At 50.0% G+C, this 14,899-nt stretch carries 12 protein-coding genes and 2 tRNA genes; 3 read left to right on the forward strand and 11 right to left on the reverse strand.

Annotated features, from left to right (window positions below):
* Positions 1-22 precede the first annotated feature (22 nt).
* Entirely contained in the window at positions 23-589 is a 567-nt protein-coding gene (locus tag C7T94_RS05860; protein ID WP_107214344.1) for a hypothetical protein, read from the reverse strand.
* Positions 590-599: 10 nt separating this feature from the next.
* Positions 600-1,415 carry an N-acetylmuramic acid 6-phosphate etherase gene (murQ, locus tag C7T94_RS05865; RefSeq protein ID WP_107214345.1) on the reverse strand — a complete coding sequence of 272 codons (816 nt, stop codon included), beginning with the start codon at positions 1,413-1,415 and terminating at the stop codon, positions 600-602.
* Positions 1,416-1,593: 178 nt separating this feature from the next.
* Here murQ and C7T94_RS05870 point away from each other — a divergent pair, with 178 nt between their 5' ends.
* The gene (locus tag C7T94_RS05870) at positions 1,594-3,192 is read left to right on the forward strand and encodes a S41 family peptidase (RefSeq protein ID WP_107214346.1); all 1,599 of its coding nucleotides are present in this window, start codon (positions 1,594-1,596) and stop codon (positions 3,190-3,192) included.
* A gap of 12 nt (positions 3,193-3,204) precedes the next feature.
* Here C7T94_RS05870 and C7T94_RS05875 read toward each other — a convergent pair whose 3' ends face one another.
* From C7T94_RS05875 to era, 3 genes are all read right to left on the reverse strand, one after another.
* Positions 3,205-3,723, reverse strand: a complete 519-nt coding sequence (locus C7T94_RS05875) for a GNAT family N-acetyltransferase (RefSeq protein ID WP_162618560.1) — start codon at positions 3,721-3,723, stop codon at positions 3,205-3,207.
* Positions 3,724-3,728: 5 nt separating this feature from the next.
* A complete protein-coding gene (gene der, locus C7T94_RS05880; protein WP_107214348.1) occupies positions 3,729-5,030 on the reverse strand; it encodes a ribosome biogenesis GTPase Der in 1,302 nt (433 codons plus the stop codon).
* A gap of 96 nt (positions 5,031-5,126) precedes the next feature.
* Positions 5,127-6,005, reverse strand: coding sequence for a GTPase Era (era, locus tag C7T94_RS05885; protein WP_107214349.1), 879 nt, complete (start codon positions 6,003-6,005; stop codon positions 5,127-5,129).
* A 187-nt stretch (positions 6,006-6,192) separates the two neighbouring features.
* Here era and C7T94_RS05890 point away from each other — a divergent pair.
* Positions 6,193-6,265 (forward strand) — tRNA-Met (locus C7T94_RS05890).
* A gap of 41 nt (positions 6,266-6,306) precedes the next feature.
* Positions 6,307-6,378 (forward strand) — tRNA-Glu (locus tag C7T94_RS05895).
* Between the two features lie 776 nt (positions 6,379-7,154).
* On the opposite strand, the gene C7T94_RS05900 is transcribed toward C7T94_RS05895, so the two are convergent.
* The 6 genes from C7T94_RS05900 to C7T94_RS05925 are packed head-to-tail and all read right to left on the reverse strand — an operon-like array spanning position 7,155 to position 14,894.
* Positions 7,155-8,843 (reverse strand): DUF6734 family protein, encoded by a 1,689-nt coding sequence (locus tag C7T94_RS05900; protein ID WP_162618561.1) that lies wholly within the window; start codon positions 8,841-8,843, stop codon positions 7,155-7,157.
* A gap of 48 nt (positions 8,844-8,891) precedes the next feature.
* Complete coding sequence (locus C7T94_RS05905) at positions 8,892-9,269, reverse strand: hypothetical protein (protein WP_107214351.1); 378 nt, start codon at positions 9,267-9,269, stop codon at positions 8,892-8,894.
* Between the two features lie 19 nt (positions 9,270-9,288).
* On the reverse strand, positions 9,289-11,040 hold the full coding sequence (locus C7T94_RS05910) for a glycosyltransferase family 9 protein (RefSeq protein ID WP_107214352.1): 1,752 nt from the start codon (positions 11,038-11,040) through the stop codon (positions 9,289-9,291).
* Positions 11,018-12,715 (reverse strand): ABC transporter ATP-binding protein, encoded by a 1,698-nt coding sequence (locus C7T94_RS05915; protein ID WP_107214353.1) that lies wholly within the window; start codon positions 12,713-12,715, stop codon positions 11,018-11,020. The genes C7T94_RS05910 and C7T94_RS05915 overlap by 23 nt, the downstream gene beginning before the upstream one ends.
* A gap of 17 nt (positions 12,716-12,732) precedes the next feature.
* A complete protein-coding gene (locus C7T94_RS05920; protein WP_107214354.1) occupies positions 12,733-13,620 on the reverse strand; it encodes a peptide arginase, FlmR/OhkR family in 888 nt (295 codons plus the stop codon).
* Positions 13,621-13,643: 23 nt separating this feature from the next.
* Positions 13,644-14,894 carry a glycosyltransferase gene (locus C7T94_RS05925; RefSeq protein ID WP_107214355.1) on the reverse strand — a complete coding sequence of 417 codons (1,251 nt, stop codon included), beginning with the start codon at positions 14,892-14,894 and terminating at the stop codon, positions 13,644-13,646.
* Positions 14,895-14,899 lie beyond the last annotated feature (5 nt).

A 14,899-nucleotide genomic window follows, 5' to 3' on the forward strand; every position in this document is an offset into this window, starting at 1 on the left:
TGTGGATGTTAAAAATAGAGTTTTAGTTTAATCTTTTTGTCAGGACTTCCTCAACTTTTTTATAAAACTGCAATGGCTTGAGTCTGCGCCAGTGCAGGTTGTCGAGCTGTCCGCCAAAGTTGATGTAATAATCAATGTTGTTGTGCCTGAATTCGTCGATCACGTGCTGCTGGAAATTCACGCCGACAATCCAGCCTTCATCTACATCCTGGAACCACTCTTCATAGTAAGAGTCATCTGAGGCATGGAAATTAAGCACGTTTTCACCAATCAGGATAAATTTGTTGAGGCCTTCATCCATCATCATTTCCAGGATCTCCCGTTTCAGCAGCATGATGTCGTTGTTCACCGCATCGTTCCATTCGCCGATCATTTCAACGATGGCATAACCCCGGTCGTAATCGGCATAGAGCACCTTGATGTACAGGGTTGTCGAACCGAAATCATCCCACTGCGGGTGGAGCAGGAAATTGTAGACCTGTTTGTCAAAATACAACTCGGAATACTCCGTATTGTAGAAAGGCGAACGTTCATCTTCAGAAGATATGTAGTCGTCACGCCATTGAAAAAAAGGCTCAATTTCGTGCATAAAAAATGCTTTAAAGTGTCGATTTCTGACCGGCTTCGACCGCCTTGCGCACGCTTCCATGCTGCGTAAGCAGGTGAGAGGCCTCCTGCTGACTAATGTGCAGTTCATCCATGACCATTTGCGTTCCGCGGTCGACCAGTTTATTATTGGTTAACTGCATATCGACCATTTTGTTATCGACCACGCGGCCTAATTTTATCATTACCGTGGTGCTGAGCATGTTAAGAACTAGCTTTTGGGCGGTACCTGACTTCATGCGGGTTGATCCGGTAATGAATTCCGGCCCAACGACCACTTCTACCGGGTAATCAGACTCTGCCGCGATCGGGCTGCCTTCATTACACACAATACATCCCGTCAGGATGCCCTGGCTGCGCGCGCTGTTGAGGCCGCCAATCACATAGGGCGTGGTGCCTGATGCAGCCAGGCCAACCAGGCAGTCTTTCGGATTGATGTTAAATTCCTGGAGGTCGGTCCAGGCCTGGTGTTCGTCATCTTCCGCAAATTCGACAGCCTTGCGAATAGCGGTATCACCGCCCGCAATGATACCGACAACCCAGTCAAAAGGTACGCCATAAGTAGGCGGGCATTCAGAAGCATCAACAACGCCAAGTCTTCCGCTGGTGCCTGCACCAATGTAAAACAGCCGGCCTCCCTGCTGCATTCTTTCGGCAACCGCGGTGGCCAGTTTTTCTATCTGGGGAATGGCTTTTTCGACAGCCAATGGAACGGTTTTATCTTCGTTATTAATGTTTGTAAGAATTTCCTGTACAGACATCTTGTCGATATGTCTGTAGTTTGAATCCTGCTCGGTAACCCTTTTCATGCGTTTAATTTTATCTGAACCACAGCTTTATTGCGGTTCGGGCGGAAATGTTCTACAATTTTATACAGAAGATCAGTAGCCTGCAAATAATTGTCGAATAATCTTCCAAAACAAATAAATAATTCCCGCTGTATCTTACATAACGCTTTAATTTTCATAAATTTGTATTGGCTTTCGAATGAAAAGAAATACGCGCATCAACCTACTCATTTCCCTTAGTTATTCTCTGGTCCTGATCCTGGGTATGTTCATGGGTTATAAGTTTCTGAAAGACCAGGGATATGTGCTGGAGAAGCGTACAAAATATGCCGATAACAACCCTGAAAAGGTCGATGAAATCCTGCACATCATCAATGGCAATTACGTCGACGATGTGGATACCGAAAAGCTGGCCAACCTTCCTATAGACAGTGTTCTTCACCGCCTCGATCCGCACAGCAGTTACCTGCCGCCAACCAAAGCGCTGGCGCTTGCCGAAGACCTGGAAGGCAACTTCGAAGGCATCGGCGTGGAATACTATATTCTTAAAGATACTTTGCTGGTTACCAATGTTGTAAAAGACGGGCCAGCCTGGCAGTCGGGTATACAGAAAGGCGATAAGATTCTGAAAGTTGATACCATGACCATAAGCGGGCGTAACCTCCCGCGCGAGAAAATGACCGGCCGCTTCAAAGGCCGCCGCGGAACCAGTGTCAAACTGACCCTGCTGCATCCCGGAAACTTGCTCCCATCAACGGTAATGGTTACCAGGGGCAGCGTGCGCTTGTCAAGCATTGATGCTGCCTACATGCTCAATCCTGAAACCGGTTATGTACGCATCAGTAAATTCGGTGCACAAACCGATCAGGACTTTGCCGATGCGGCCAGGATGCTGCGCAGCCGTGGCATGCGTAAACTGGTCCTTGACCTGCGCGACAATGGCGGCGGTTACCTGATGGCTGCTACCGGCCTGGCCGACCAGTTCCTGCCAGAGAATAAATTGATCGTTTACACAGAAGGAAGGCACGAACCACGAACCGAATATTTTTCTACAGGTACGGGCGAGTTTACACGCGAAAAGCTGGCGGTACTGATCAACGAAAATTCGGCCTCGGCCAGTGAGATCGTAGCCGGCGCCATACAAGACCTGAAGCGCGGCGTAATTGTAGGCCGGCGCTCTTTCGGCAAAGGCCTGGTACAGGAGCAGTTTCCGTTCAATGACGGCTCGGCGCTGAACCTGACCATTGCACGGTATTATACACCCTCCGGGCGAAGCATTCAGAAATCTTACCGGAAGGGTTTTAACGCCTACCGGCACGAAGTCGAAGACCGGCTGAACAGCGGCGAACTGACAGACGACGTATCTGCAAATGACTCATTGCCCAAAGCCACCATGCAGGTGCCCATACCAAAACGGTTTATGCCTGGCGGCATTTTGCCTGATGTCTTTGTGAAACTGGATACTTCCGGTTACAACCAGGCTTATGTGGCGCTGCTGAATAAAAAGATCATTACAGATTATGTTCTTGAGGTGCTGGCAAACCGGTACAATAAAGCCTACGTGGAGCAGAACCTCGATACTTTTAGCCTGAATGATGCGGAGTTTAAAGACTTCGTCAGGTACCTGCAGAAAAACAAGCTAAAGTTGGATATAACACAACTCTACAACGCAAAATCACTTATTTGTAATGACCTGAAAGCTCTGTTGTTCCGTTATCACCTGGGCGATTCGGGCTATTACCGCGCGATGAACGCGAATGATAATGTCATTAAGCAGGCCATGGCTAATTTGCAATAAGGCTCAGCGCATTTATCCCGCTGCTTCTCTGACGTCTATTTCAAACAGATTTAAAGTAATGCCTGCATAGTGGGGTGGCAGCCCCTTGCTCTTGGGCGTTACCGTGCCCGCGTGCCTGAAACCGCAGGCGGTATAATGCTTCAGTAGTTTGTCATTGTCTGCCCAGGTATCCATGCGCACAAAGCTGAGCCCTTTTTGCCTGGCATAGGCTACCGCCCAGTCCGTGATGGATTGTACCAGATTGCGCCCCCTGAAGTCAGGGTGCGTAACAATACGGTGCAGGTAAATGGCGCTGACTGGTTCCGCTTCGGTCCAGATAAGCGGATCGCTGAACGCGGTCGCAAAGACCGCTGCAGGCCGGTTGTCGATCAGGACCTTCCACTGGCGCTGCTCCCTGATTTCGGCCTGCACCATGTCGGGATCAAAGTCCTGCCAATGCCGGTTAAACACGCGCTTCTGATGCGCCACCGCGAGCGCATAAAAGTCGAAGATGAGTTGCAGGTCCTGCAGTTCAGAGGGGATGATGTGCATTGCCATTATTTTTGCCTGAAATAGATTTGAATCGGTACCCCTGAAAATTCGAAATTTTCGCGCAGTTTATTCTCTATGAACCGTTTGTAGGGCTCTTTGATGTACTGCGGCAGGTTGCAGAAAAACGCGAACATCGGCGAAATGCCATTGATTTGCGTAATGTATTTGATCTTGATGTACTTGCCTTTGTTTGATGGGGGCGGATAACTCTCAATGAGCGGCAGCATGACATCGTTTAGTTTTGAGGTCGGGATCTTTTTACTGCGGTTCTTGTAAACCTCGAGTGCCGCCTCTACAGCTTTGTGAATACGCTGTTTGTTCAGAACGGAGGTAAAGATGATGGGCACATCGGTAAAAGGAGCAATCTTTTCGCGGATCTGTTCTTCGAACTCTTTGACTGTTTTGTTGTTCTTTTCAATCAGGTCCCACTTGTTTACCAGGATCACAACACCTTTTTTGTTTTTTTCCGCGAGGTGAAAAATGTTAATATCCTGCGATTCGATACCTTCTGCGGCGTCGAGCATCAGCACCACAACGTCGGCTTCTTCAAGCGCTTTGATGGTGCGCATGACCGAATAAAACTCGATGTTTTCCCTCACTTTGGTTTTTTTGCGCAGGCCGGCGGTGTCGATGAGCATAAATTCATTGCCATATTGGTTGTAATGAATGCGAATCGAGTCGCGTGTGGTTCCGGCAACCGGGGTAACGATGTTGCGTTCTTTCCCGATGAGTGCGTTAATGAGTGATGACTTGCCTACGTTTGGACGACCGGCAATGGTGATTTTCGGCAATTGGTTTTCCTCTTCAGGCTCGTCCTCGAAATGGGTAATGACCGCATCGAGCAGGTCGCCGGTGCCTGAACCTGTCATGCTGGAAATCGGGTAGATCTCGCCAAGGCCAAAACTGTAAAAAATGCTTGTCTCGTTGAGCAGGGCATTGTTGTCTACCTTATTGGCGACAGTAAAAACCGGCTTTTTACTGCGGCGAAGTATTTTGGCAATTTCGTCGTCCAGATCGGTAATGCCGGTGGTTACATCGACCAGGAAAAGCAGCACGCTGGCTTCTTCAATGGCAATCATGACCTGCTCACGAATGGCAGCCTCGAACACATCTTCTGAATTGGCTACGTATCCGCCTGTATCGATCACGGTGAACTGTTTATCTGTCCACTCGCCTGCACCGTAGTGGCGGTCGCGGGTAACGCCGCTGAAATCGTCTACGATAGCCTGGCGGCTTTCTGTAAGACGGTTAAAAAGGGTGGATTTGCCCACGTTGGGCCTGCCTACGATGGCGATGATGTTACTCATACTGATTTGTGTTTATGGAGCATGCGCGAGCATGCCGGTGCCGGTGGTTCCAACTGCAAAGGTCGTAAACCTGGGGCGGAAATTTTTAAAAATATTTTAATTCTCGTAACCGAAGCGGCGAAGCTGCGCCTTTTTGCTGCGCCAATCGGGAACGACTTTAACGAAAAGCTCAAGAAAAACTTTCTTGCCAAGGAACTTTTCTGCTTCGAGCCGGGCCTCTGTTCCTACTTTTTTCAGCATGCTGCCGGCCTTACCGATCAGGATGTTTTTTTGTGAATCGCGTTCAACGATGATCTCGGCGCTGATGCGATTAATTTTTTCTTCTTCGCTGAAAGCGGTAATGACTACCTCTGTGCTGTAAGGAATCTCTTTCTGGTAGTTGTTAAAGATCTTTTCGCGGATAATCTCTGAAATGAAAAAACGCTCGCTGCGGTCGCTAAGCTCTTCTTTATCGTAGTAGGGCGGGTGCTCCGGCAGCTGTTCGAGTATTTTTTCAAGCAGACCGTCAATATTGGCTTTGTGCAGTGCTGAAATGGCGTAAATGGCAAGCGGTTTCAGCTTGTCCTGCCAGAAGGCGATCTTTTCTTCGACCTGTTCCTGGCTGGCCTGGTCAATTTTGTTGATGAGTACGATTGTTGGAATGTCGCGGCTGCCCAGCTTTTCAAGCACATCGGTTTCATCATGTTTTTCGTTGATGTCGCTAACGAGCAGCAGCAGGTCTGCATCGGTCAGGGAGCCGTTTACAAAACTCATCATCGACTCCTGCAGCGAGTATTTGGGTTTGATTATTCCGGGGGTGTCAGAAAAAACGATCTGGTAATCGGGTTCGTTGAGAATACCTAAAATGCGGTGTCTTGTGGTTTGCGCTTTAGGGGTGATGATGCTAAGCCGCTCGCCCACAAGGACATTCATCAGGGTTGATTTTCCTGCATTTGGTTTTCCGATTATACTGACAAATCCTGCTTTGTGTGCCATGAAAAAAAATTAAAAAAATAATTTGGAGTACAAAGAAACGAATTATATCTTTGCATTCCAATTCGGAACAAAGGGCTAAGGATTTAGCCGAAACTGGAAGAGTTGAATGAATGCCGGAAATGAGGTTCCGGGCCTTTGAATCCGAGATGAAGGATGTTGTAAGAGGCGAATACTTTAGCAAAAATAGTGCGGGGTGGAGCAGTTGGTAGCTCGTCGGGCTCATAACCCGAAGGTCGTCAGTTCGAGTCTGGCCCCCGCTACCTGAAGAGTTGAAAGTAATTTCGGTTACCGAAACTCAAATGGCCCGTTCGTCTAGGGGTGAGGACGCAAGATTTTCATTCTTGAAACAGGGGTTCGATTCCCCTACGGGCTACTTGATGGGAAAGGTTCAAATTCAATGAACTTTTCCCATTTTTTTTGTATTTTAATTTTCTGGCGGCCAGCACCTTAAGGGTAGTCAGGGGTTCTTGAAAGAACGTTCTTCAGTATATATTCCCTTAGATAATTTCGCCGGATCCTTTTTTAAAATTAGGCCACCTGCCAAAGTGGTTAAATGACAGGCATCTGCTCCAGGCCATAAGTTCCCCTAAAAAGATTGCCGAACAATAGTTGACTAAGATAAAAAGCGGACCGGCATCCGCGGGCTGCAATCACAATTCGAATTAGTACCAAAAGGCGCGGCAAGCTAATTAGGTCAAAAAGCGCTTATCGACAGATTGAACAGCTCGGGTCGTGTACACTCAACCTTTTGTAAACTGGCCGGAACATTTCAGCCCGGATACAAAAAGAGGTTCACAATAATTACCTCACCGTCGGGCTTACCCGCCTGAAAAAGACGAACCTACACCAATGGGTTATTTATCGACATGCACAACGGCAGGCGGTTTGACCAAATGTTGCACAATGATCGCATGTATGGCCTGGTTACACAATTGCTGGCGTTTTTCCGCAAGCCTTATTTGCGCATCGCTACCATAACAGGTTTTTAATATGTTGGAGTAAACGCAAAAAGAAACTAAAAGTCATGCCGGAAACGTGGTGCTTCTCTAAGCGGTAACTCGTGGCTTTTGAAGGTGATCAAATGGTATCATCAATCGCCAACATGCCAGATAAAAAGCAAGCATCGTATTAGAGACAGCTGGAACAATTTTATTCGACCGGTTCGTAACGGGTTGCATGAATGGATTTGCCGGGTTGAAGCAGGGCGCTTTGACTGAGCGGGGTCGGCCGGTTGGGAAATTTCGAGGCGAGTAAGACCCCGTTTGCTACGAGAAAGACCAGGGCTTTAAAGATTGCTGTTTCAGGCGTTTCTCCGGCATCAGCTGCCGCACGGCAAAGTGCGCTGGCCTCGCAGGGGGCGCCTGCTGTTTCTAGAATGTTGATCAGCCGGAGCTGCACCGGGCTGAGGCCGATTTCGATCAGGCTGTGTGTAATGGATTCGGGTAAAAGCACCACCTGGTGCCTGATGCGCAACGGATTGGGCGGCCCGAGTTCCCGGCTGTTGAGCCAGTTCCATTGGGTAACAACCCGTTTGCCCTGTGGGTTCATCTCCAGCCAGATCCCGGCGGCTTTCAATGCGGTCTCATCGGTGATCAGATCCTGCGAAGCAAGACAATCCGAGTCGTGTTGCCGCAGCAGCTCAGCAGTCCACGAGCGAGCGGTCCTGATCCGTTCGGCCTCAAAGCGCAGCACATCTTCCATCTTCTGCCTGGCAAGGCTGCCAAGTTTGTTGGTTTCACTGAGCATGGCCTGCTCGAAAGCATCCACACTGCCCGAGGAAGGCACAGCAGCACCACAAACGGCAGCCATCCTGACGCTGCGCCTGAAAGCCTTTTCAGGAGGTATCTGGCCTATCTTTTCCACAAAAGTAGCGGGCATCTTTTTGCCTGTGACCGCATATTGTTTTGTCGATGCATGACGTAAAACTCGCTCGTACACATCGGGGTAATCTTTTTTCAGGCGGCGCGCCAGTTGTTTGCAGGTGGCCAGCGACCATTTGCGGCTTCCCATGACGTGTGCATATTTCCTGCCGGACGGCGATAACCCATGTTCATCAAGTTTAAGGTATTTAAAGGGCAACGGTTGCTTTGCGAAATGGTCTTCGTTGATCGCCTCGTTCGTATCGGGCATGATCAATCCCGGATAGAGGTCTGGCGAGAGCAAGGTGCCCAGGCTGATGTTTTCGTTTCTCATCATGGCTCCGGGCAGGACCTGTTCTGCAAGGTGTGTCATATACTGGGGGTCTTCAAGCTGACTGAATACCGCATCATGACCGGTGAGAAAAGTAAAGGCCTTCCTTGTATAGCGCTGAAAGAAACTGATGTTGCTCCCGCCCATGATGCCAGCGTTCATGGCGCAAAGATCATTGAGCCGGGCCGATGCCAGCCAGCCAGGAAAAGTGTGCTGCGGACGAACGGCAAACAGCGTTTTGAGTATTTCAGCATAAAAACCTTTGTTCCCGCTGCGGTCGATCTCCAGGTTCTGGCAAACTACATCGTGCTTTTCTATAAAGCTTTCAGGAATTTTCCTGAATAAAAACACATCACCGTCTACATGCAAAAAAGATTCCTGCTGGAGTGAATAGGTGTGCAGCTTGGGTGCCGACCACAGGTAATCGGCGAAGGGAAAGTTGTTCAGAGTCAGATGAAAGCCGGTATAAGGTAACCGGAAGCGGTCGTGCAGCAGTTCTGCACCCGAATGGTCAGTATACAATTCGACCTGGTTATAAAATTGGCGCAGTTGGAGGCAGCTCAGCGCCCAGCTCATGTAATGAAATACCGGGTCAGGCCAATGCCCATGCAGACCTGGTTTTGTCCAGAAGGTTTGTACGATTTTCATATAGGGAGATCAGGTTTGTCGCCTTAACGGATTTCTGGCAGCCGCTGGTTATTTGAGGACTTCTACCCGGTAGGCCCCTTTGGCAGCCTGACCGGTTAGCGTGAGTTCGACCTCTTTGCCGGCCGCCACACGCACAGGCAGTTGACCGCTGGCTGATCCAGACACGGCCTTGTCGAGCAGCACCGTCCGGCCTTGTGTAATTTGCAGCTGCAGCTGACCGGATTGTACATCTGCTTTATAGGCCACCTGGCTGGTTTGTTTGTTCGCTGGTAAGACCAGCCTGAATTTTTGCGTGCCATTAAAACTTGAAAAACTGGCATAAGACTCGTTTTCATTGCTGGTTCCTGCCCAATCACGGGTTACTGAACAGCCCCATGTTACCGACACGATAAACAGAAAGGCCAACAGTTGATTTTTAATTTTCATGACATTGCATATTTAGAATTTACGAACAAAGAGGCTCGGCTTTGCCGCATGGAGGGGCAGCGCGGAGCAGGCCCTTCATTTCTGGAATATTGGTTAATTTATTAAACAAGAGTTTTGCCGTAATGTTGCAGGCTTGGTCGGAGCAGGTCTGAAGAAACTCGACCTCTGCCGGCAATTGACGCATATCGACCAGGTTGTCGAGGCCGTTTTCAATGATAAGCACCAAACAACGAACCAGAGAATCGCCCCACCAGTTATGCGGCAGGTAATCTTTGTCGTGCTCCTGCTTGCCGGTATAAACGACCATTTGGGGCAGGTCTTTGGCGTTGACCTTATTTTCCAGCAGCAGGTAGATCCAGGCGGCATTTGCAAAATGCAGCATACCGGTACATGGCCCGATAACCAGCCGGGTATAGCGGCTGATCAGGAACCCAAGGTCCTCGCGAACACCGCCAGCGGGACGAAAAATAAGCCGGTCAGACAGCAGGCCAGCGGCGGCAAAATCGGTTTCGCAAAGGTCTTCGGCAAGAAAGATAAGCAGGCGGGCCGGTGTATGCTGCAAAAACTGACCGACCAGATCATAAAATTCCTCTTTTGGCAGTACCTTTTTCGCCCGCGAAGACCCGCTGAGCAGCACGATCAGGCCATGGTCGCTGTTTACACCCTGTGTTTCAAGCCAGGAATCTGCTGCCGCCCTTTCCGTTGTCGATACTGCCAGTGCGCGCTCTGGCCGGCACACCGGCTCGGGCTTTTTTGCGAATGCGGCAGCGGGCTCCTTGCCGGCCAGAAAGTCCCAGCCGTCCTGTCTTCCGTCGGGCTGGTCTGTCAGCGGATTGATCGTATAAACAGATGTAGCCGAAAAGGATGTCGGCCGATCCTGCACCTGCAGTAGAAATTTCAGCACGAGATCGGTTTCCAGCACGACCAGATCATAGGTGGCAAAATCCAGGGATGCAAACGGTTGTTTGGAGATGACCACTTTTGCACCAAAGGCCGGGCCATACCAGGATTGAAGGCGGTCAAATGCGTTGTCGTTGTCTATGTTAATGGTGACCTGGTCAAAATCGCCGCAATGGCGCAGCAGTTTTTTCACATAATTCATCCAGACAACCGAATCGCCCAGGTAGAGGCGCCTGCGGTAGTCGTCAGCAATGAGGATGCGTTTGCAGGGCTTTTTGGCTAACCTCAGGTTATTTGCCTGTAAAGCGGTTACCAGTTTGCCGAATGTTTTCAGGTACGCTGTATACGTATAAGTTCTACAGGCCGCCTGCATGCGTTTGCGAAATGGTTTAAGTTGCTGTTCCAGGAACGTTTCATCCATGCAGAACGCGGCCCCGGGTTCAAACAACTGGTCCACACGGGTAAAGCGGTACTGGTAGTCGCTGTCCCAGGGGTTGAGCATGCTCCAGATCACGCTGTCGCCGGCAGCCGGCTTACCCGTGGCTAAAAAAGAAGCCAGTTCTCGCTCCAGATCAAAGTGGCAGACCACGACATCATACTGTTCAAACTCCAGTTCTGCCCAGGCTTTTCGGGAAAGAAACGGGTTTGCATAGGCGGTCAGCTCGCTGCCTGCTACCCAAAGCACATCGTGCGGCAGCCCCGAACGGTCATTTAATGTTACGGTTGCTCCGTTCTGGCTAAAAATGAATAACAGGTTGTACAGGTGCCTGACCATCAGCCGGTCTGAACGTTTGTAGCGGATCAGGTTCGGAAAATCGCAGAGCACCAGTACGTTCAGGTGTTTCCGCTCAGGAGATAAAGGAAAACTCATGCTGGTTATCGGGTGTTTTTTCGCGGACTATATATCCGTCTTCTATAAAATAAACGCGGTCACAGAGCGCAAGCGAAGCCGGACGGTGAGAGATCATGATCAGGATGGCATCGGGCTGACTCTGCCTGATGTTCAAAATGATGCGCCTCTCCAGCGCCAGGTCGAGAGAAGAGGTCGATTCGTCGATAATCATCACAGCTGTGTCCTTGTGCAATGCCCTGGCAATAGAAATGCGCTGGCGTTGCCCGTCAGAAAGCCCCGACCCGGTTTCGCTGACCAGTGTATTCAGCCCCTCGGGCATCTGGTTCATCACTTCAAAAAATTCTGCATCACGGGTCGCTTTCATGAGCCTTGCTGCGCTGCCAGACTCCCGCTGCCCGTAACGGATGTTCTCTGCAAGGGAAACATGAAAAAGCTGGTCACATTTCTCGACAAGGCCCAGGTGGTCGGCCCAATTGCTTACCTGATGCAAGGGCAGGCGGTCATCCAGTAAAATCAGACCGTCATCTGGCTGGAGAAAACCGCAGAGCAAATTGACAATGCTGCTTTTTCCCGAACCGCTGGGCCCTGACAGTCCAACCATTTCGCCGCGGTTGAACTGCAGATCAACGTGCTGAAGCACGCTCCTGTCGCCGTATTTCAGCGAAACATCTCTGAAGCTGATGCGGTTAAAATGCGTAATGACAGATTTGCAGGCCAGGGTATGACCAGCGGCATCATGGGTCACATCATACTCCATAAAATCGGCAATACGCTGCATTGAAACCAATGCCTTGTTGACGCCGTTGTAGGTGTTCGCCAGGCTCATGGCCGGTGCATAAAGCCGGTTCAGGTACTGTACAAAAGCGACCAGGCTTCCCACGGTCATGGCGCCATAAAAAATCCGGTACCCGCCAAACATGAGGACGATCACGGGGCCAACAGCCACCAGGAAAGTGATGACATTACTGTTGGCGGCAGTAAGCATAGCATTTTTTACGGTTTTATCTAGAATCTCGCCGTGTAGTGATTGCAGGCGGCCGGCTTCAAATACATAACTGTTGTAACTCTTTACCACACGGTGGTTCCTGAATACTTCCAGAAAGTAGGTGTTAAGACGTTCCTGCACTTCCTGTATTCTTCTGAAACTGTTTTGCAAAACGGGTGTAAACCTTTTTGAAATGACCAGCAGCAGGGGAACGATGACCAGGCTGATGCTGGCCAGCCGGAAATCAAGGATCAGCAGCATGGCAACAATGCCGGCCAGCGTCAGCAGGTCGCTGGCACATTTCAGCAGGACCGAAAACAGGGAGGACTGAATTACGCCGACATCATTCATAAGCAGAAAGGTCATGTCGCCAGCCTTCGTCTTCTTAAAAAAGCTGAGCGGTTTATGCAAGACCTGCCGGTTAATATCAGCCTGGATGGCGGCAATGATCTGCTGCCCCATTTTGGTGTACCAGACATCGGTTACGAAAGTACACGCAATGCGGATAAGATAAACCCCCACAAGAACGCCGAGTACAACGATCAGGTCTGAAAAGCTGCCATGGGGTAAGATGTCATCGATGATGATCTTCAGTACGTAGGGGCTTACCAGTGAACCTGCCGATGATACACCAAGTAACAGGAACACCAGCAGCAAGCCGGATCTGTGTGGTTGCAGGTATTTGTAGAACTGTCTGATCAACTCCATAATAGCACGTTTTTTGGCTAAACTGCAAGTGTGCAGTATTCTTCCATTTGCAGCGAATAAAGATCTCCGAGCGCATCGAGCACATTTTTCTCAATAAACCGCCATTGACCAGGGGGGGTGAAACCACTGATGCGCGAGCGGCAGATGGTAATGAGATCAGGTTCGAGTTGTTTTTGCCGCAGCGCAGCAGCAAAGGCCTCGATGCGGTCGAGGATCACATCCGATGTGACTTCACGCTCACTTTCATATTTTTGTGTATAACCGTTCAGAATGTAAAAGTAGCGGCCACCCTGGGCCTGGGCCTTGATAAAGCCCGTAATAAAATTCAGGTAGTGATACCGGTTGCCGGTAAAGTCGAGGTATTCGTTTTCAGTAATTTCAATGACCACGCTGTTCTCTGCCGAAGGATTTACACAACAGGAGAAATAATCCAGGTCGATGTCGAGCACAAGGCTGCCGTCAATTCGGAGCGTCTGTGTTGCAAAGTCTGCAGCCGACCACTTTGCCGACCGGAAACCGCGGGTGTCTGCTGTGTCGTCTACTGTGTTTTTTCCCATGAGCAATCTTTTGCCGGCTCCATTGTAAGAGCGGATAAACAGCGGCATGTCTGCCGACTGCCGCATATCCTGTCTGATCCAGGCGTAAGTATTGAAAAGCCCCAGATACATTGCAGGTGCAATAAAGGTGTCGATCTTAAATTCCTTGTAAACGAGCTCCTCTATCTGGGCCAGCGGTTGCTCCAGTAAACGAGCAATCGACTGTTCAAATACAGGCGTTCTGAAATCTGCATGGTCGTCAAAATGCAGCAGGACACCGCCTTTTTGTATTCGCTCCTGCTGAAGGGCCCCTGCCCAGGCAATAAAGGCTTCGTGGTGTTCTTCGACCACAACCAATGCTGTTTTCATAATGAAGGTGTTGAAGGTGACGGTTAACCTGCACGAAGAACGAAGTCTGCTTCCTCTTCTTCCCGGTCCTGGTAGGCGGCAAAAAGTTGTTTGATCCGGACCAAATTCTCTTTGTACCTGCCTGTTTCCAAACGGTTAATGTGCAACAGGATGTCTGCGGCCCGGTCGGTCTGGACATTGCCTACAACGCCGAGCTGATGGTATTTGACGCGCGAGGCGTTGCCGAACATATCGCTGTCTGTGCTCCAGGGATAAACAACCATGGGTACGCCAAAATAGGCGGCTTCTTTAATGGAGTTCGCCCCGCCATGGGTAATGAACAGGTGGGCTTTTTCCAGCAAAGCCAACTGGGGTACAGAGCGAAAAACCCGTATATGGTCTGGAAGCCGCATGCTTAAAAGACTTTCGTGCAGATCACCCGCGTTGAGTACGAGTACATAACCAGCTAAACTGCTGAATGCACTGATCACTTCCCGGTAAAAACTGAGGCGCTGCTCTTGCTGCAGCCAGTGGCTCAGAGAACCGAGCGAGCACAACACCAGCTTGCGGCCTGCAGGCAAAAGCCCCCAGTTAAAGGCTTGCTCCTTTCTGGCTGTATCGATGAGCGCGCCGGCAAACCGCACATGTGGTGCCAGTTGTCTGGGAAAATCAAGCTCGATCGGATACAGAATCAGTTCCCAAACGCCTGGTACCCTGGGATAAGAGATGCGGTTGTGCAGGGACAGCCGCTTTCCTGCCGGCAAGCCGGCCCGTTGTGCAATGACATCAAAATACCGGTCGAATGTGTGGCTGCGTGTAAGCGTTTTGTACCAGTTGCGCAGGTTGTTTTTTGCCCAGTGCCACTCAAATTTAAAATAGTCAGCCCAGCGCCGGGTATCAGAATAGCTGTACAGGGGACTGAGTTTGCCAAACCGTGTCCGGTCGCCGCAGGCCCATGGCTGGATCATCACTACTTTTTTATGCCGGCCCCTTACCAGCATGGCAGTATCCCAGAAGCCGACTTCAGCAATGAAAAGTTCGGGGTTATACTGATCAATGAGCGTATCGATCAGGCTGTGCAATCCCTTGGCATTATGTTCACCCTGTGCCGTTTTTGCCAGCGCCGATCCGTAAAAACCGAAGCCATAACGTTCTACCGCTTTTTGCAGGGAAGGATCATTGACGTAGGTAATCCGGTAACCGCGGGCAGCGAGCAACCGCATTAACCGCAGTGTGCTGATAATGTGACTGATGTAGGGTGAGAGCAAGATGACAATATTTTTAACATCCTGCATAGCTG

Origin of the sequence: Pedobacter yulinensis, assembly GCF_003029735.1 — a bacterium.
GTDB classification, from domain to species: Bacteria; Bacteroidota; Bacteroidia; order Sphingobacteriales; family Sphingobacteriaceae; genus Pedobacter; species Pedobacter yulinensis.